Source organism: Cyclobacterium lianum, from assembly GCF_900143075.1.
In the GTDB taxonomy this organism is placed as follows: domain Bacteria; phylum Bacteroidota; class Bacteroidia; order Cytophagales; family Cyclobacteriaceae; genus Cyclobacterium; species Cyclobacterium lianum.
Genome location: NZ_FRCY01000010.1, coordinates 1 through 18,522 on the forward strand (window position 1 = coordinate 1; position 18,522 = coordinate 18,522).

Sequence of the window (18,522 nt, forward strand, 5' to 3'; positions counted from 1 at the left end):
AGCAACGTTAAAATACAAAAAAGAAAACCCCGGAAAAAGCCTAAAAGCGACTATTTTCGGGGTTTTTGAATTAAATTATGTCTATTTAATTCATTCTATGTCAGTATTTTAGGGGTTCGGAAAGAAGCCCTATTATAAAACAAAAATCAAGACCTTGCATCTTCCGATAGGTGGTGAAGTGAGTGCCGGGGATGTCGATTTATTTGATTTTAGTATTTTTTCTTTTTCAATGATATTATAAATGGTGCAGTCAGGAATCCAATCGATTGTAAGATAAAAGGCGGGATGAAGGCTTTAATCAAGACCAACCTTTCTGAAGGGGTACCTTATTTTGTCTGCCTAAAACGGGTATCTACTAATGCAAACGAGTTTTTAAGGACTATGCCTCTAAAAGGAGCAATTCCCATATTCCGAAAAAGGATTTGACAAATATAATTATTTTGATCTCGGGACCTTTAAACCATTGCATATAGGTAAGATAAAATTACTCGGACAGTTAAACTCAGATTGATGACTTTCCGGGACCCGATAAGCGGGGAAAAACTTAGGTTCCCCACAAAATGGTGAAGCATATCGCTCTTACAATATCATTATTGTTTAAAAACAGATGAACTATTGAGCTATTATTCAAGCAGAAAAAGTAAAATTTTGATCTGAAATAATTTTTGTTGTTTAGTGAGAATGGAATTAAATCACAGATATGAAATGCCATTGATCCTGACCCTGATTTTCACCATCTTCCACAAAAAGATAAAACAGGCGGTGGATTTCTCAACTTTGGTACAAGTTACCGCAAAGAATCTGTGCTCATAGGTGGATTTGAAGCTTTTCCTGAACAAAACAGAGGATTACTGTAAGTCATTGTTTAAAAAAGAAGTTGGAAATATGCAATTGGATAAATGGTGTAAATGGGTAGGGGGGTGTTTTTGATAATATCGGAATGCCGACTAAATTAGAGCCAAATCCAATATAATTTTTCAAAAAATAGATTTAGTCGGACGACAATAATAAAAATCCATAAAATGCGTATGCAAATTAAGGTAAAAGCATCTAAATTAAATCGTTTGAATAAGACGTTGTAATCGCATAATGCCGCTGCACAGGCAACTGGACAAGTAAAGCAAGATGGGCGTAAGTATCCCCGCCTCAAGCGCCTCCAACTGGGTGATGATAGGATGGGAACAGCTCACACCGCTCTGGGAACTGCTCCGCCTGATGGTCACCAACCAAAAGTATCTTCAAGTAGACGAGACACCGATAAAAGTGCTCGCGATAAGAACAATAAAAATTAAATCCATCAAGGTTACATGTGGCTTTAATATGCGCCGATAGATCGCCTGGTACTCTTTGACAACAGAAAAGGCAGGGACAATTCCGGCCCCAAAGAAATGTTTACACACTTTAAAAGGATCATCTAGACGGACGGTTACCGGTGTATCATTCCTTTTATGGGGACATGAGCATATACATCTGACTTTTTGTATGGCACATGCCAGCAAGTTTATAGATGGACTCAAAGGCGACCAAAGGCATGTAAACCATATACTCGATGAGATGGAACTCGTCAATGTACTGGAAGACAAAATGAGAAGGGAAGAAATCGGTTGGGAGCAGAGGACAAAGGAAAGAAAAGAACACGCATCCCCTATCCTGGAAAGGCTGGGAAAGTGGCTGAAGGAAAATCAGTACAGCTACAGGTCCGAAAGCCCTATGGGAAAAGCCATCACCCATGCATATAAAAGATGTTCAGGATTGAGTGCCTACGTACTGCATGGGCAAATTGAAATTGACAATGATTTTGTTGAAATGCAGTTAGGCATCTTGCTGTTGGCAGCAAAGCCTTTTTATTTGCGGGATCGCATAAAATACCAGAAATGACTGCAGCAATGTACTCTTTCTTGGCGAGCTGCAAAAGGAACAAGGTAAATGAGTTTGAATGGCTCAGGGATGTTTTGAGATAATACAGTCCCACAAACAAAAGGACCGCTACCAAATCCTTCCATGTAAATGGAAGAAATATAGAATCAATAAGGACCAATAATCATTCCCAGCTATAATTCCTAGTTAAATCTATTGTGTTCCTCGAACGGAGACAAATCTAACGAGAAATTAAGGCAAAATCTCGTCTAATTTAATGAATCCAACTAACCTGAAACAACCTGTATCCACTTACACGAATTTCAAAAACTACTGGTTGATCATAAGGGAAAACTTTATCTAGATATTCCATATACTGCTGCTTGGTACGGAAATTAAAAAGCGTAATGAAAAATTCAGCATCTTCGATACGGTCAACAAAAATCAACCTCTTCGCATCTGTGCGGGGAAAGTTCATCGTGTTGATTTTACCTGTAAAATCACGGCTGTAAATTCGAAGTGTCTTCTCAGGATATAATTCAAGCAAAGAAGTCAGTCCCTTTTTATAGGAGACTCCGTAATAATCCCGCTCGAAGTTGCTTTCCACATCACCAGCCAACGCATTAAAATATACACTCTGGTGCGGGTGGTATCGGGCCAAGAAGTAAAGATTTTTACCTAGGTCAAAAGCTGCAAAGACAAGCGATGTGACAAAAAATAGTTGAACTCCCAATACATGCCTTTTCTTCCTGCAAAATGCAATCAGCACATGTAACCCCAACACCCCCATATACACCAGAAAAGGATATACGAAATACAAATGCCTCCAGCCGTTATACAGCACCGAATCAAGCAGAATCACGGAAACTAGTGGAATGGCAAATGCCCCCAATGCAACCATATCCATTCCCAGATACTGTTCCGAAATCCACTTTAGCTTACTTCCAAAGATTGATGATATCCCAGTTCCTAACCCCACCACCATAACTCCAAGAAAGGACAGGGGAGTTGTAACCGCAATCCAAACAATAATATAATGCCATGGCAAAGCCGTCGACCGAACCATTTCCCCCATATATAACATCTCTGCGTACCATCGGAATTGCTTCATGCTATTGAAGGAATATATAAAACTGCCAACCGGATCCTCCCATAAAACCGGCCAGAGCACAATCGTGAAAAGAACCACGCAGGGAATATATAGAGCAATCCGCCTAAAGACAAGGGCAACGTAACCTTTCTCTCCTCTTCTGGAAAGAATATGCAGCACCAAATAGCCCAAGGTGAGTAGCGGCCACACAATCCCCACTACCCGACTGCCAATTGCCAATGCACAGGCCAAACCGTGTAAAACTGGACCATACTGGTCTCTATCATCCAGTAAGCGGATATGAGTATAAAAGGCAAAAACAAACCAACAAAGCAAAGGAATATCTTTTGGGTTATACATGCTGTCCCCAAAGATTCGTGGACTTAGCGCCAACATCAACACCCCTGACAAAGCCAGATATTTCGAATTAAATCTACGAATTAAAATCCTGTGAAATACAACACAAGTACACCAGAAAAGTACAAAAACCATGAGGTGCCGAAGCCGGAACACATCCCTGCTGTTGTCAATGCCAAGTGCAAGCTCCAACCCATATGCAAGTGTCTGAAAAAGCATTCCATAGTCACGATGGTCGTATGATGGCAAATGTTCTCCTGTTAGGGAAGATACCTCCGGAAACCAGCCCGTAAACTCGTTAAAGTATTCGAAGGCCACTATGCCGTGCTTTCGCTGTATGGGTTCATCCGTGCTGATGCCGTAGTCGGTAGATAACCAAATGCCCAGCAGAAGGTAACCGAAAAACAGATACCAAACCCAATCCCTCACCTTTCTAGTGGTTGAGGGGGAGGCGTTCCTTCAGGGGTAGCGACAGACCAGAAGGAAAAGGCCAGACCTAGGACAGAAGACACTGCCAGAGTGGAAAAAAAGAGAAAAGAAAAGGCCACCGCAATGCTTTCCTCTATTTGGAGAACCTGGTAACCATATAGGAAAACCAACTCCCTGGCACCAATCCCACCAATTGTTAGAGGGAGGACAGCCACTATGGAGGAGGCCATAAAAAGGATTAGGTAATCTAGGTGCCCAACTTGAACGCTAAGTGCCTTTAGTATTAGATAGGCACAGAAAAGTTGGCCAAACTGTACCCAGAGGGAGAGGTGGAGGGTAGGTAAAAGTACTCCCATAAAGTTTTTGAAGGCCAATCGTTTTACCAGCCAATAGGTAGGTATAGTGAGCAGTAACCCGGTCCAGGCCAAGGTATGAAAGTAGGGAATGCTGGGAAGGTTCTCCCTGAAAAGCATCAGGCAAAATGTGAGCAGTACCAGCAGGGTTAGGCCATTGACTCTATCCAGAAAGGTGGCCATCAAAAGCGGCTTTGTAGCACCCACACCCTTCTGCCGGAGAAGGATCACCTTGTAAGCATCACCGCCTACACTGCCGGGGAGGAAAAGGTTGTAAAACATGCCAATGTAATAGAGTACCAAGTTATACCATTCTGTTAAGCAAATGCCCGCAACCCTGTAGAAAAGATTCAGGCGAAAAGCGGAGATGATCTTGGAAATATTAAAGGTTAACAAAGCTAGTAATAGGTATAGGGGGTGGGAGGAAAACACCGCCAGAAAAATGGATTGTGGGTCTACCAAACGAAAAACAAAATAGAGAGCCGTACCGGATAACAAAAATTTTGCGCACCATTTGATAATATCTTTCTTTTTTACTTTATTCACACCATTAATTAACTAAAAATAATGTCTAATTCCAAAAATCGGGGCATTTTGTTCCTTTCATTTTTTATTATTTTATTCGTTTCTTACAAAAGATGTGGGCAGGTTGAGCCACTGTATACGCACTTTTCGGGGGAAACCTCTGCCTTGAAGGTTCTGTCAGGCCAAGAGGTGATGCTTTTATATCCCAAGGAGGATTATAAGGTAGATTCGCTAGAAATTATGTTAGAAACCTATGACAATGCCTATATGCTAGCTGTGGAAATTTCTGGTAGGGAGCCTTTACCGCCACCCCAGAAAACCGATAAATTGCCTGTGGCAATCGTTCCGTCTTCCTGTGGGCGGGGATGTGGTAGGATAGGTCGCAAGGGTATTGAAATTACGAAAGCTAAATTTGACTTGATCTATAGGGAGTTTGTGGTAAACGGCCGGCATGACCACCTGTTTTTCTACGAGTTGGGCCGGAACTTCTGGTTTTATGTGGAAGATTCTGCGGACTTAGAGTGGGAGGCAATCAGGACTGGTTTTGCGGTGTTTTTGAGGGACTTGCTGATCAGAGAGCTTAGTTTAAAAGTTACTTCAATAAACGGAGTTCCTTACATGAGGTATATGGAAGGAAAACAAAGTCGATGGATGCAGTTGATTAGAAATAGGAAATTTATTGAATTTACTTGGGAGGAGATACAGCCCATTAAAGAAAAACTTTTTCCACATGCTTCACTTTTCTGGTCCATGCTCTGGTGGGACATATATCAAAAGCGTGGCAAGAAAGGTGTGATATCGGTCATGGATATGTCTAGGGAAAAACTGCTTTCAGGAAATGGGGAAGCTTGGTTTACATTTTTACTTGGTTTTCAATAAGAAAAGCAGTTATTGAATAAGATGATTTTTAAATGAAAAAAACAGGACTATATTGCCGTTAAACGCCGAATGTATGGAAAAAAGTATAGGAGCCTTTATCAATTTTCGAATTTAATTACAGGTTTTCCAATGATAGATCATATTTTAATTTTTGGCAGAAATGAAGTGGAAGGATCGATATATTTGTAAAAATTGTGGACACACTCAGGATTGCACGGGAATTAATGAATTTGACAGTCAGTTCACCAAATGTGGATGAGGGAAAAAAGAAAAACATGGTGGTGGGCATAGAAAATAGAAAGGAATACGGGAGGTTTTTCCCGTTGATACGGAAGGGTTAAAGACACTATCAAAGGTCAATCTTGGAGGGTTTATGACAGATCACATCGATTAAGTCGCACAGGTAAAGACTGACTGCTGGAGTTACTGTAGGGTTTTGGAGGCCCATTTCCCGAATCTGGTCCGAGAAAAATCAGGAAAGAAGGGAGCGAACTTCAAGCAGATGCATCGGGTAAATATGATGTTCAAATCTTGGCTGACGGGAACCCATCATCCTACATCAACGAAGCTGTCCGAAAAGGGCAGCCTTTTTTATGTGGCTATTTTTCCGGAATATTCCGAAAAGTTTGAATCTCCAATATTTCGTAGCACGAATAAACTAAAAGGGTCATTTTCGCCTAAAAGTACCGCTATGTAAATCGGTTTTGAAGATGTGAAGACCATTTTAGCTGGAAAGACTGCTGCTGCCATGAGCTTCCTTAGGTTATGGCCGAGTGCCATCAGCATAAATTCCATTGTTACCTTTTCTAATCCATTGAATGTGAATCGGTTAAACTTATTGTTGCTTTTCAGCTGGCCGAACACCGCTTCGGGTTCTATCGGGCGATTGCTGCGGTGGATAAGTCCCTTCTCGCTGGTCAGTAGCTCCCTTGCCTTCGCCTTCAGCTCGTTCTGGCGGTGGTTTACTTCAATTTTCCGATTTCCCTGCCCCTGGTGGCACATCCCCCGGAGCGGACAGCCTTCACACTGCCGTGCCTGATAGTATGTGACCCGGGATTCATACCCGTTTGCCGAAACCCTTTTGCCGGTCCCCGTCTTTTCCATCCTTTGGCCCATCGGGCATACATAAAAATCCTTCTCCGCATTGTAAAACAGGTTCTGGGCAAGAAAGGGGTTTTCTTTTGTTTTCCTTTTCTGCTCCTTGTGGAAGTAATTGTACTTTACGTAAGGTGTAATCCCCTTTTTCTCAAGTATTTCGTAGTTTTCCTCACTGCCATATCCAGCATCGGCCACCACTTCGGTACTCTGTCTGTCGAAGGCGTTTTCGAACCCCTCCAGATGTGTTTTCAGCGTAGTGGTGTCCCCAGGTGTCTGGTGGATGGAAACATGTGTGATGAACTGGTTTTCCGTGGATATCTGCGCATTGTAGGCGGGCTTTAGCTGCCCGTTCTTCATGTGGTCGTCCTTCATCCGCATGAAGGTGGCATCCCGGTCGGTCTTGCTGTAAGAGTTCCTCCGGCCCATCGTCTTGAGGTCCTGCTCATATTTTTCCAGCTTGGGGAGATGCTCTTCCTGGAGCTTCCGCAGTTCCTTTCCCTGTTTTTTGGTAGGTTCTTTCAGCTTTTTGTTCAGCTCGGCTAGTTTTTCCCGCAGTTCATCAGAATTGATCTTCCTGGGAAGCTCCTCTTTGTTGATTTCCTGATTATCAGACTGAATGCTGCTTTCGATGTCCGAAAGAACGGTACCGATCTTGGCTTCCAGTTTTTCCTTGTACTTCTCTACCGAACCCTTCCAGACGAAGGTGTACCGGTTGGATCTTGCCTCGATCTTAGTGCCATCGATGTACTGCACATCAAGGCTCACATAGCCCATCCCGACAAGCATTTTCACCACTTCGGCGAATAGCCTTTGGATGTGGTCCTTCAATATCTTTCCCCTGAAGTCGTTGATGGTCCTGAAGTCGGGCGTGGAATTGCCCGCTATATACATAAAATGGATGTTTTCAGTAAGTTGCCTTAGCGATCTTGCGGCAAGAATATACGTTAGACAAGTAGCTGTAAAACAGCACTTTGATCATCATTCTGGGATGGTAGGCGGAGGTGCCGCCTCCTTTGTACATCTTTATTATTTCGCTGATATCCAGCTAGTCCACGACCGAATCCACCAAGCGTACGGGATGGTTGTCGGCAATTCTGTCAAAAATGTTGACCGGGAAGAGTTCAGGACACTTGCCGGTTTGGTTTTTAAAAACTAACTTGGCCATAGTTGCTTTTTTGTTCAACTCCAAAATACCATTTTTGGAGAAAAAACAACTAATAAATTAGAGGCTGCCAGACTTTTCGGACAGCCTCTTATAATTTTAATTAGAATTACCCTCTCTGGTTTATTGTCCTGACGGCGGCACGGCACCTGGCATGGAAGGATCAGGTTGTCCTCCTGCTGGTGCCTCAAGCCCCAATTTAGTCAACACCAAATCGGTAAATGGATCGTCATCTTTGGTGTAAAGCAATACAGGTGCCTGCCCAGCTGCTTCAGCCAACACATGGGTGTAATTGTTCTCTGCGGCTACCGAATTAATCGCATTGTAAACCTTGGTTTGTACTGGCTCCAGTAATTCCGTGAGTTTCCTGTCGTAAGATGCCTGAGCATCACTCTGGAATTTTTGAAGTTCCTGCTGCATGGTCATTAATTCCTGCCGCCTGGTATTCATGGCTTCTTCGGTCATGGTTTCAGCAGTTTGCTGGAATGCTTGTGCCTGCTGTTCAAAATTCTGCCTCTTAGTTTGCAGTTGCTGGCCAAGTTGATTACTATAATCTTGGATATCAGCTTCAATTTGTTCCATCTCCGGCATCAGGCTCATGATGTAATCTACATTGGTATAACCGATCTTGATGTCCTGTGCATTGCCCATGAATCCAAAGCAAAAGATGGCTATTGCTGATAGGATGATTCTTGCTTTCATAATTGTTAAACTTTGTTAATTTTGATTGTTTTCTTCTAAACCTAATTCTTCTATGATAAAATCCGAGTAATCATGTCTTGGATCTGTATAAATTATAGACGTGGGACTTGATGCCTTGTCGAATAAAATAGCCAACCCATTTCTCTTGGAAACCCGGTCAATCGCATCGTATATGGTCGATTGCAAGGGCTGGAGCAGTTCGGACTGTTTCTGATACAACTGCCCATTTTCTCCAAATATCCTGTTATTGAAGGCCCTGGCCTCTTTTTGTTTTTCCCTGATCAGTGCCAGACGTTCCTGGTACATTTCATCAGTGAGCAATACCTGTTCTCCCTGAAGGTCACTATACATCTGCTGAATCTCTTCTTCCAAATTTTGTGCCTCTTTTCGCCATTCCAGGCTAAGGGCCTCTATCTCCTCCTGGATCTTTTTGTAATCCGGATGCTTGTTCAGGATATATTCGGTATCCACGTAGCCCATCTTCTGCCCCATCAGGGCAAGGGGAAAAAGGGAAAGCAAAAGTAACAATTTCAGGGATTTTTCCATAATTATCTGAACTGTTGCCCGATGGTAAAGTGGAACATGCCGCCACTGGGTCCGGGATTAGGATTGCTCAGCGTGGGTACTCCATCAAATCCATAGCCCCAGTCGATGCCCAGCAGGCCAAAGGCCGGCATGAATATACGTGCACCAAAGCCGGCAGATTTTTTCAGGTCATACGGATTGTAGTCGGCATAGTTGCCCCAGTTATTGCCGGCCTCAGCAAAGCCCAGCAGGAAAATGGTAGCTGAGGGATTGGGCGAAACCAGAAACCGCAGCTCCATCACGTGCTTGTTGTACACCACACCACCATAGGGTATTGGGGCATTGGCCTGTCCACGGAATTCCCTGCCTGGGGTGATGGATTGGTTTTCGTAGCCTCTCAGCCCAACGATCTCCTGACCTAGCGCAAAGTTCATCATGTTCATGCCATCGCCACCGAGCACAAAACGCTCCAGAGGAATGATGCCGATGCGGTCTCCGTAGGAGCCGACAAAGCCCAGGTGGGTACGCGCGCTCAATACCAGTTTGTTCGAACCGAATACCGGTGTGTACAGGGAGGCGTCAAACATCCATTTGTGGTATTCCAGCCACTGGTATTTCTCTTCATCCGGAGACTCCTGGTTGATTTCCCTATTCATGGAAGTATAGGGCGGAGTCATCGAAGCACTCAGCGTGATATTCGAGCCAAACCTGGGATAAATGGGATTGTCAATATTGTTTCTTGCAATGGTTGTATTGAGCGCAATACTTCTGGCCGTACCGGTATTGTAGCTCAGACCGAAGAAGTTGCCGTATTCGTCGAAATCATACACCTGAAATTGCAGGTTGTTGCTGACCTGAAAATAATCATCCGGCCAGGTCACCCTTTTGGCCAGACCAATGGTGGCGCCGGTGATTTTAAAGGATCCGAGCTCCTGACCGAAATTATTGCGGTTGAAGAAATCGATCTGCCGCTGTACGGAATGGTTGAAACTGAAGCTCAGGGCGTTCGGTTTTTTCCCGCCAAACCAGGGCTCGGTAAAGGACATGCTGTAATTCTGAAAGCTACGCCCGTTGGCCTGTACCCGCAGCGAGAGCTTCTGCCCGTCACCCACCGGCAATGGTCTCCACTTCGAAAAGTCTTTGATGTTTTTGATGGAGAAATTGTTAAAAGTCAGGCCTACCGTGCCTACGAATCCAAACAGACCTCCCCATCCACCGGACAGCTCGATCTGGTCATTGGGCCTTTCCTCGAGCTTAAAGGTGATGTCCACGGTCGCGTCCTCAAAATTGGGCCGCATGTCTGGTTCGATGTTTTCCGGGTTGAAGTAGCCTATCTGGGAAAGCTCACGAATGGTTCTTACCAGCGCACTTCTGTCAAATTTCTGGCCCGGAAGAATCCTGATTTCGCGCATGACCACATGATCGCTGGTTCGCTCATTGCCTTCTATGGAAACAGAGTTTACCGTCACCTGCGGTCCTTCAAAGATCCGCATTTCTATGTCAATGGAATCCGCCTGCACATTCACTTCGACAGGATCAATGGTAAAAAACAGGTAACCATTGTCCTGATAAAGCGAGCTGACATCATCACCCTGCTGGGGATCATAATTCAGACGTTTGTCCAGTTTTTCCTTGTTGTAGATATCTCCTTTGAAAATTCCCAGTTTGGCCTGGAGTTCTTCATCGGTATGGATGTAGTTGCCCGAAAAGGTGATGTTGCGGTAATAGTACTGGCGGCCTTCTTCGATGTCCAGGTCTATATTGATCCTGCTGTCGTCAAATCGATAGATGCTGTCCGAGAGGATCTCCGCATCCCTGTAACCGCGGCTGTTGTAAAAGTCAATGACGGCGTTTTTATCGTCCCGGTAATCGCTACGGACAAATTTGGAACCATTGAAAAAGTTCAGCTTAAAATTCTTGTTGATGTATTCCCTTACCTGGTCATCGGTGACCGGATTTCTTTTGGTGATCACATCTCCCAGGTTTTTACCGGTCAGGTTGAGCAAACGGGATACCAGGTCTTTGAAAATATACACTCTGGCGTGTTCGTTTGTTCCCTTCATTTTTTTCTTGATCCGGGGTGCGGTGATATTGTCGTTTCCGGAGATACGGATCTCGTTGATCCTTACCTTGCTCTTTTTCTCTACATCAAAGCGCAGCTTTACGCTGTTGGGCAGGGTGGTATCTCTTTCCTGAATGACTTTTACTTCCGCATTGAGAAAGCCCTTATCGACAAAATAATCCCTTATGTTTCTCTGGGCATTGTTCAGGACATCGTCCCTTACCACTCTTCCGCGGATATTGACTTTATCCTTCAGCTCGCCTTCCTGTGTTTTGTTGATTCCGGAAAACTCCACCCGGCTAAAACGGGGCCTTTCTGTCAGGTCCAGGAGCAGGTAAATGTCATCGCCTTCGATTTTGGTTACCAGAATTTTCACATCACCGATGATCCCCTGTCCCCAAAGCTTCTTCAATGCGCCGGAAATGGCATCCCCGGGTACGGTAATTTCGTCATCCAGACGCAAGCCTGCGAGGGAAATGATGGCTGTTTCGTCCAAAGTACTCAATCCCACCGCCTCTATCCCGGCGATCCGGTAGGTTTTGGGATTGGAATAATCCAGATCTATTATATCCACCGGCTCCTGTCGGGTATACCGGCTCTGCCCCAATCTGATCTGGGCCTCTGCCACTCCGGTAAACAGCAGCAAGTAGATTATTAGTAAGTGTTTTCTCATTTCAAACGATAAATTTTAATCCGAAGCCCAGCGGGCTGATGGATTGAACCCATCCGGAAATCCCGGATGATAATGGTGCCTGACCTCAAATGGAGGGCTTTATTTGGGCGCCCGTTTTGCCGAATCTCCGTTCCCGCTTCTGATAGGCCAGGATAGCCTCATGCAGGTGGCGTTTTCTAAAATCCGGCCACAATACTTCGGTGAAGTACAATTCTGTGTAGGCCAGCTGCCACAACATAAAGTTACTGATCCTGACTTCACCACTGGTGCGGATCAATAGCTCAGGTTCCGGCATGCCTGCAGTGTCCAGACAGGAAGCGATCAATTCCTGATTGATATCTTCCTCCGTAATTTCTCCACTGACTACTTTTCTGACAATTTTTTTTACCGCCTGATTGATTTCCCAGCGGCCGCTGTAGCTCAGGGCAAGTACCACGGTCATACCGGTATTGTTTCTGGTTTCCTCTTTACCGCGCTTCAGGTGCTCCCGGCACGCCTCGGGCAGGCTATCGGTATCCCCTATCGTGGCAAGGCGGATATTGTTTTTCATCATGGTGGGCACCTCATCGGTAATGGCTTGTACCAGTATCTCCATGAGGGCATCCACCTCTTCCTTTGGCCTTGACCAGTTTTCGGTAGAAAAGGCATACAAGCTGATGTACTCTACTCCCAGCTCCGCTGATCCCTCTATCGCATCTCTCACTGCAGCAATCGCATTTCGGTGTCCGAAGATCCGCATGGCACCCTTTTTCTGGGCCCAGCGTCCATTACCATCCATGATTACTGCAATATGTTTGGGAATATTCCCCTTATCGATCGCTTCCTTCATTCAAATGTGCGCTACTGATTGGAATTGAGATACAAAAATGACACTTCTTTTTCAAAAATTCTATCCTGCGGTCAATTATTGTAGTTGTAGCACTTGATCTGGTGAAAGGAATAACTGAGGGTGACACCTAAAAAGTAATACCAGTCCCGATCGGAATGGTTGCCAAAATTGAGGGTGGCAGGGTCCAGTACCTGCTCCCCGGTTCCGGGGTCGGTTCTGAAGCGTTGAAAATAATTCGGATCCATGCTGATTTTATCCAGGGCATCCGAGAAAGTGGCTTTGGCCCCTCCCTCTACAGAAAGGAACAAGCGGTCCTTCAATTTGTATTTGATACCTATGCCGAATGGTATCAGCGCTGTACCCACCGAATAGCTCCCTGGCTGGGGGTCTGCCGAATAGGACTGTCCATCTCCGAAAAACATCCCATAGCCCAGACCAAAAAAGCCAAAAGGCGAAAATCGGGTATTGGACTGATGGCTCAGATAATCCAGGAAATGAAACTCCATGGTGGCTCCCAGTTCGATCATGGTGCCACGGAAATAGGCATCCCTGGCCAGAGCTACCGGATCTATAGGCCGGATGCTGTCTGCTCCATTGAGCCTTGCTACAGAAATCCCGGCCCTTAAGCTCCAGGCATTGTCAAAATTTCGTCTGCCAAATAACGTTCCCTGAATACCCAGTTGGGTGGGATCTATGGTCCGGATGATATCTCCGGTATAGCTCCCTGCTCCCAATCCAAGTCCTACCTCGTATTGCTGGGCATATCCGGTGCCGATGACACCCAAAACGCCCAGGATTACGGAAAGACACTTTGTATAAAACCTGGTTTTGTTCAAGTCGCTGCAATTTATAAACTACCCAACGAATAAAAAACCCATCGCAGTATATGCAGGGTTAAATATTGTTAAAACTAATTTCTCATGTCGTATCCCCAGTTCAATTTCTGCCTCAGGGTGTCAAAGAAGCTGTAATTGTGGAACTTAACCAGCCTGGCGGAAAACTTCTCTTTTTTCACTTTAAGCGACACAGAGGCGTCTATAGGGGTGGATCTGGAGTCTAAAGATACCAGAAATTTTTCACTTCTCCCTTCGATTTTAAAGGAGATCTCACTATCGTCCGAAACCACAATCGGCCGCACATTCAGGTTATGGGGGCTTACTGGTGTGATCACGAAATTTTTTGCCACCGGGGAAATCAGGGGACCTCCGCAGCTCAGGGAATAACCCGTAGAACCGGTAGGAGTGGAAACGATCAGGCCATCTGCCCAGTAGCTGTTCAGGTAATCTCCGTCAATATAAGTATGCACCGTGATCATGGAAGAGGTATCCCTCTTGTGAATGGTAAACTCATTGAGACCGAAATTCATGCCGTCGAATAAGGGAATACTGGACTCCAGATGCACCAGGCTTCGGTTTTCCAGAGAATACTTTCCCACCAGCAGATCTTCTACAGCTGATTCTATCTCCTCTTTGGCAATGGTGGCCAGGAAACCCATCCTGCCGGTATTGATGCCCAGTATGGGGGTTTGATTGGCTCCGATAAGGGAAATGGTGTCCAGAAGCGTGCCATCACCCCCTATGGAAAGTACAAAATCCAGTGAGGCGATCTCCTGCTGACTAGCCAGTACAGGTGGCAGTGAACTGCGTCTCCGCCCTTTTGCCATGCAATGGTGCAGGCTCCTGGTGATGAGCACCCGCATTCCCTGCTTTTGTAAAACGTGTACTAATTGTTGTATGTAGGTTTGAAACTCCGGTAAAATATTGATGCCGTGAAGTAAAACGCTCATGTATATTTAAATATCTAAAAATCGCAGCAGGTTGCCGAGGCGATCCTGATCACTGGTGATGCCGCCTTCCTCCTCGTAATGGTCGATAATCTTATAGCCAAAGCGCTCCAGTGTAGCTTTGATGTGTCTCAGTTCCATCTGGTCTATTTTGATGGTGACCTTTATTTTGTTGTCATCCAGGGGATCGGTGGAAATAAAACTGCTCAGCACCTTGGCATTTTCTGACTCTACCACCCGCGCGATATCGTACAGGCTGTAGTCGGTCATAAACATGGATAAGACCAGCACGCCTCCGGGAGACTGGATGGAAATGGTGTCGGTGAAGGCGGTGATGGCATCCTCTTCTGAAACCACTCCCAGGTATTTATTATCCTTGTCCAGAACGGCAACCATGCTTACCTGATTTTCGGAGGAAATTCTCAGCACCTCATAAATGTGTTTTTCCATCTGCACCACACACGAACTTGCCAGAAGTTCGACCTCAGCTATGCTGAGATCCGGATTGTTGATTTCGTAGATGATCTCATCGGTGATAAAGCCTTTGAAAGTTCCTTTTTCGACCACAGGCAAAATATCTGTCCTGATCTCTTCCATCCAGGACAGCGCCAGCTTTACCCTGTCAGTAAATTTCAGGGGTGGGATCAGGTTATTGATAAAGTCATTTGCCCGCATATAGTTAAAGGTATTAAAAGGATTCGTAAAATAAAACGCCTTCCTGCCTTCCTTTGTTCAATTAAGCAAAAATCGAGCTGTTATTTAAAAAATACCTGCTATTTTTCAATTTCTTCGATCAGATTTGTCTGCTTGTACCGGGCATAGGCATTTACCCAGTTGAGAATCATACGTTCACCATATTGGCTGAGATGGGCTTCCGGGTGAAACTGCAGGCCAATAAGGGGTAGATCCCGGTGTGCAATGCCCATGATTTCTCCCTGATCTGTTTCCAATACCACCTCGAGTTCCTTTGGAAGATCAGTCAATTCGAGGGAATGGTAGCGCGTTACTTGAAACCGCTCAGGGAGACCTTCCAGAGTGGGTATTTGCTTTAGTTGACGTACCTGAGACAACTTGCCATGCATGGTTTGCCGGCTTCGCTGCAGCCGGGCCCCAAACAATAATCCGATGGCCTGATGCCCCAGGCAAACGCCGAGCACCGGTACTTTGTCATGGTAATATGCCAGAATGGACATCAGATTGCCTGCCTGTTCCGGTCGTCCCGGGCCAGGGGATAGTACCAGCGCTGAAAAATTCAAAGCTGTCAGGCTATGCAGGGAAACGTCATTGCGTACCACCATGACCGGTTCACCTGTCCTTTTGAAGTAATCTGCCAGGATATGGGAGAATGAATCAAAATTATCAATTAGAAGGATCACTGCCCGCGGTGTTTACAAGTTCCCTGATGGTAGCGATGGCCGCATCAATTACCGGTGTGTAATCATCCAGGAGGCCGACCAGAGTAGGTGCGACCGGCACCACGAGCGGATAGATCACCGAACCCTGCTGCATTTCCTCAGGCACATCAAATTCAAAGGAATGGGCCACCCAAATCAACAAACTGATCATTATAGACCATTTGGCAATGCCCAGTATACCGCCTGCAAAACTATCAAAAGTACCGAGGATGGTTAAATCAAGTGCCTTTTTTACCATAAAAGCCAAAATTCTGATGCTAATGGTGACTGCCAGAAAGATCAGTATAAAGGCTGCAAAAGGAAGCATAAAGGTGAGGCTTTCCACCCGCTCAGCCAGAATTTCCGCCCCCCAGTGCATGAACCTGAAGGCCAGGATAATGCCGATAAAAAACGCCAGGATAGACAACAAGCCGATAAACAAGCCCTGCCTGTAGCCGCTGAATGCTCCTACAGCGAGCATGCCCAATATGATGATGTCTATGGTGCTCAAATCCGGTCAGCGCTTAATTCAGCATTTCCTTTACTTTCCGGGAAATGACCTTGCCATCAGCCTTTCCAGCCAGCTTTTTGGTAGCAACACCCATGACTTTACCCATGTCTTTTGGTCCTTCTGCTCCCGTCTCGGCAATGATGACTTTCAGCTCCGCTTCCAGCTCCGCCTCGGTCAACTGCCTGGGCAGAAATTCCTGAATCACCTGCAATTCGGAATCTTCCAATGCTGCCAGGTCTTTGCGCCCCTGTTTTTCAAAAATCTCAATGGAATCCTTGCGTTGCTTGGCGGCCTTGGTCAGCAATTGGATTTCCTCTGCTTCAGACAAGCCCTTTTCTCCGCTTCCCTTGGTTTCTTCCAGCATGATCAATGACTTGATGGCGCGCAGGGCGCGCAACCTGTCCTTGTCTTTGGCCAGCATGGCCTGTTTGATTTCTTTTTCTATGTTGATCTTTAAACTCATGAGGTTGACATTTAGCTTGTGGATACCTATGGCTCTCCGGTGCCGGTATAAAATTAAAAACGCCTTAACTTTGACGGTATTACCAATGTTGAAGCAATATATTTAATTTAGTGCAAAATTAGCTGATATTTGGAACATGACGAAATTAAGTGTTAACATAAATAAGATCGCTACCTTAAGAAACGCCCGCGGCGCCAACAATCCGGATGTGGTGAAGGTAGCCCTGGATGCTGAGCGTTTCGGGGCAGAGGGCATTACCGTGCATCCCAGACCGGATGAGAGACATATCCGGTACTCCGATGTAATGGATCTCAAGGACCGCATTCAGACGGAATTCAATATTGAAGGCTATCCGGATCAGCGGTACATGGAGATTATCCGCCTTGCCCGGCCTGCACAGGCTACCCTGGTTCCTGATCCGCCTGAAGCCCTGACTTCCAATACCGGCTGGGATACCTTAAAGCACCAGGACATGCTCAGGGATATTATCGCAGAATTGCATGAATACGGAGTAAGAACCTCCATTTTCATCAATCCCGAACCAAAATTCTTTGAAGCGGCCAAAGCCACCGGCACCGACCGGGTGGAGCTGTACACGGAACCCTATGCCAGCGGGTATCACCGGGATAAGGAAATGGCGGTGGCCCCTTATGTACAAGTGGCCCATCTGGCCCGGGAGCTTAACCTTGGCATCAATGCCGGTCATGATCTGGACCTGCATAATTTAAAATTTCTGGCAGAAAAAATACCCTTTATGGATGAGGTATCCATCGGCCATGCCCTGGTTTGTGATGCCTTGTATTATGGCCTGGAAAACACCATACAGATGTACCGCAGACAACTGGAAACAGAAAACTAAACGACCATGCAACTCAATTTTAAAAAAAGCGGACAGGGAAAACCGTTGATCATACTCCATGGGCTGTTTGGCTCCGCAGACAACTGGATGGGAATAGCTAAAAACCTGGAAGAAGACTATACCCTGTATCTTGTAGACCAGCGCAACCACGGAGATTCTCCCCATTCGGAGGAATGGAATTATGAAGCTATGGCGGAGGACCTCCGGGAACTACTGGATGCAGAGGGTTTGGAAAGCGTGTACCTGCTGGGCCATTCCATGGGGGGAAAGACAGCCATGAAAATGGCCCTGATGTACCCGAAAAGGGTTAAAAAATTAGTTGTGGCAGATATCGCCCCCAGGGCATACCCGGTGCACCATCAAACGATCCTGAAAGCACTGAATGCCGTAGATCCGGAAAAATTGAAATCGCGGAAGGAGGCAGAGGATATACTGGCCCAATACATTGCTGAGAGAGGTATCCGGCAGTTTTTGCTGAAAAACCTGACCAGGTCGGAGGGGGGATTCGCCTGGAAGATCAACCTGCCCGTGATCACGCAACAAATAGAAAATGTAGGTGAAGCCATCGATTCGGAAAAGCCTTTCGAAAATCCCGTATTGTTTATGGGAGGGGCCAATTCAGATTATATCCAGGAAAAGGACAAGGCCGATATCGAGAGGATCTTTCCGGAAAATCACCTGGTTTACATCAAGAATGCGGGCCACTGGCTGCATGCCGAGCAGCCAGATGCGGTAGTGGCCACTTTGAAGGCCTTTCTTGACGCTTAGGTTCTTTTGTCTGAAAAACATCCAGCAAGATCGGAAATGCGCCCAGGTCTGTGTTCAGACTGCCGCGGGTGCCGTATCTTCTCCGTCATTGCGAGCACAGTTGGTCCCTGAGCCTGTCGGACTTCGGCAGGCTCAGTCTAAAAAGGGAGCAATCTGAATCGGAGCAGCAGCATTAATCCATCGGGAACTGGGAATAGGATCGA

17 protein-coding genes and 1 pseudogene are annotated in these 18,522 nt (G+C 45.8%); 5 read left to right on the forward strand and 13 right to left on the reverse strand.

Annotated features, from left to right (window positions below; genetic code table 11):
* Window positions 1-1,167 precede the first annotated feature (1,167 nt).
* Together BUB19_RS24540 and BUB19_RS15590 are read left to right on the forward strand one after the other, a co-directional pair.
* Complete coding sequence (locus BUB19_RS24540; protein ID WP_245802869.1) at window positions 1,168-1,332, forward strand: hypothetical protein; 165 nt, start codon at window positions 1,168-1,170, stop codon at window positions 1,330-1,332.
* Window positions 1,333-1,482: 150 nt separating this feature from the next.
* A complete protein-coding gene (locus BUB19_RS15590; protein WP_073095505.1) occupies window positions 1,483-1,878 on the forward strand; it encodes an IS66 family transposase in 396 nt (131 codons plus the stop codon).
* 253 nt (window positions 1,879-2,131) lie between these two features.
* Here BUB19_RS15590 and BUB19_RS15595 read toward each other — a convergent pair whose 3' ends face one another.
* Together BUB19_RS15595 and BUB19_RS15600 are read right to left on the reverse strand one after the other, a co-directional pair.
* On the reverse strand, window positions 2,132-3,733 hold the full coding sequence (locus BUB19_RS15595) for a glycosyltransferase family 39 protein (RefSeq protein ID WP_143156062.1): 1,602 nt from the start codon (window positions 3,731-3,733) through the stop codon (window positions 2,132-2,134).
* Entirely contained in the window at window positions 3,730-4,632 is a 903-nt protein-coding gene (locus tag BUB19_RS15600; RefSeq protein ID WP_073095507.1) for a lysylphosphatidylglycerol synthase transmembrane domain-containing protein, read from the reverse strand. The genes BUB19_RS15595 and BUB19_RS15600 overlap by 4 nt, the downstream gene beginning before the upstream one ends.
* Window positions 4,633-4,680: 48 nt before the next feature.
* Between BUB19_RS15600 and BUB19_RS15605 the strand changes: the two genes are divergently transcribed.
* Complete coding sequence (locus BUB19_RS15605; RefSeq protein WP_143156063.1) at window positions 4,681-5,490, forward strand: hypothetical protein; 810 nt, start codon at window positions 4,681-4,683, stop codon at window positions 5,488-5,490.
* 750 nt (window positions 5,491-6,240) lie between these two features.
* Here BUB19_RS15605 and BUB19_RS15610 read toward each other — a convergent pair.
* The 11 genes and pseudogenes from BUB19_RS15610 to BUB19_RS15665 form a co-directional block, all read right to left on the reverse strand.
* Window positions 6,241-7,753: pseudogene (locus BUB19_RS15610) on the reverse strand (IS1182 family transposase); the annotation flags it as partial.
* Window positions 7,754-7,873: 120 nt separating this feature from the next.
* Window positions 7,874-8,452, reverse strand: coding sequence for an OmpH/Skp family outer membrane protein (locus BUB19_RS15620; protein WP_073095510.1), 579 nt, complete (start codon window positions 8,450-8,452; stop codon window positions 7,874-7,876).
* Window positions 8,453-8,467: 15 nt separating this feature from the next.
* On the reverse strand, window positions 8,468-8,998 hold the full coding sequence (locus BUB19_RS15625) for an OmpH/Skp family outer membrane protein (protein WP_073095511.1): 531 nt from the start codon (window positions 8,996-8,998) through the stop codon (window positions 8,468-8,470).
* A 2-nt stretch (window positions 8,999-9,000) separates the two neighbouring features.
* Window positions 9,001-11,712, reverse strand: a complete 2,712-nt coding sequence (locus BUB19_RS15630; RefSeq protein ID WP_073095512.1) for a BamA/OMP85 family outer membrane protein — start codon at window positions 11,710-11,712, stop codon at window positions 9,001-9,003.
* 85 nt (window positions 11,713-11,797) lie between these two features.
* Entirely contained in the window at window positions 11,798-12,541 is a 744-nt protein-coding gene (locus BUB19_RS15635; RefSeq protein WP_073095513.1) for an isoprenyl transferase, read from the reverse strand.
* Window positions 12,542-12,612: 71 nt separating this feature from the next.
* Complete coding sequence (gene porG, locus BUB19_RS15640; RefSeq protein ID WP_073095514.1) at window positions 12,613-13,377, reverse strand: type IX secretion system protein PorG; 765 nt, start codon at window positions 13,375-13,377, stop codon at window positions 12,613-12,615.
* Between the two features lie 74 nt (window positions 13,378-13,451).
* A complete protein-coding gene (locus BUB19_RS15645) occupies window positions 13,452-14,327 on the reverse strand; it encodes an NAD kinase (RefSeq protein ID WP_073095515.1) in 876 nt (291 codons plus the stop codon).
* 6 nt (window positions 14,328-14,333) lie between these two features.
* The gene (locus tag BUB19_RS15650; protein ID WP_073095516.1) at window positions 14,334-14,999 is read right to left on the reverse strand and encodes a CBS domain-containing protein; all 666 of its coding nucleotides are present in this window, start codon (window positions 14,997-14,999) and stop codon (window positions 14,334-14,336) included.
* 98 nt (window positions 15,000-15,097) lie between these two features.
* Window positions 15,098-15,700, reverse strand: a complete 603-nt coding sequence (locus tag BUB19_RS15655; RefSeq protein ID WP_073095517.1) for an anthranilate synthase component II — start codon at window positions 15,698-15,700, stop codon at window positions 15,098-15,100.
* Complete coding sequence (locus BUB19_RS15660) at window positions 15,684-16,229, reverse strand: CvpA family protein (protein WP_073095518.1); 546 nt, start codon at window positions 16,227-16,229, stop codon at window positions 15,684-15,686. Before BUB19_RS15660 ends, BUB19_RS15655 begins: the two co-directional genes overlap by 17 nt.
* A 13-nt stretch (window positions 16,230-16,242) precedes the next feature.
* Window positions 16,243-16,692, reverse strand: a complete 450-nt coding sequence (locus tag BUB19_RS15665) for a GatB/YqeY domain-containing protein (protein ID WP_073095519.1) — start codon at window positions 16,690-16,692, stop codon at window positions 16,243-16,245.
* A gap of 136 nt (window positions 16,693-16,828) precedes the next feature.
* Here BUB19_RS15665 and BUB19_RS15670 point away from each other — a divergent pair, with 136 nt between their 5' ends.
* Window positions 16,829-17,551: a pyridoxine 5'-phosphate synthase gene (locus tag BUB19_RS15670; protein WP_073095520.1), complete on the forward strand. Its 723-nt coding sequence runs from the start codon at window positions 16,829-16,831 to the stop codon at window positions 17,549-17,551.
* A gap of 6 nt (window positions 17,552-17,557) precedes the next feature.
* Window positions 17,558-18,319 (forward strand): alpha/beta fold hydrolase, encoded by a 762-nt coding sequence (locus tag BUB19_RS15675; protein WP_073095521.1) that lies wholly within the window; start codon window positions 17,558-17,560, stop codon window positions 18,317-18,319.
* Window positions 18,320-18,522 lie beyond the last annotated feature (203 nt).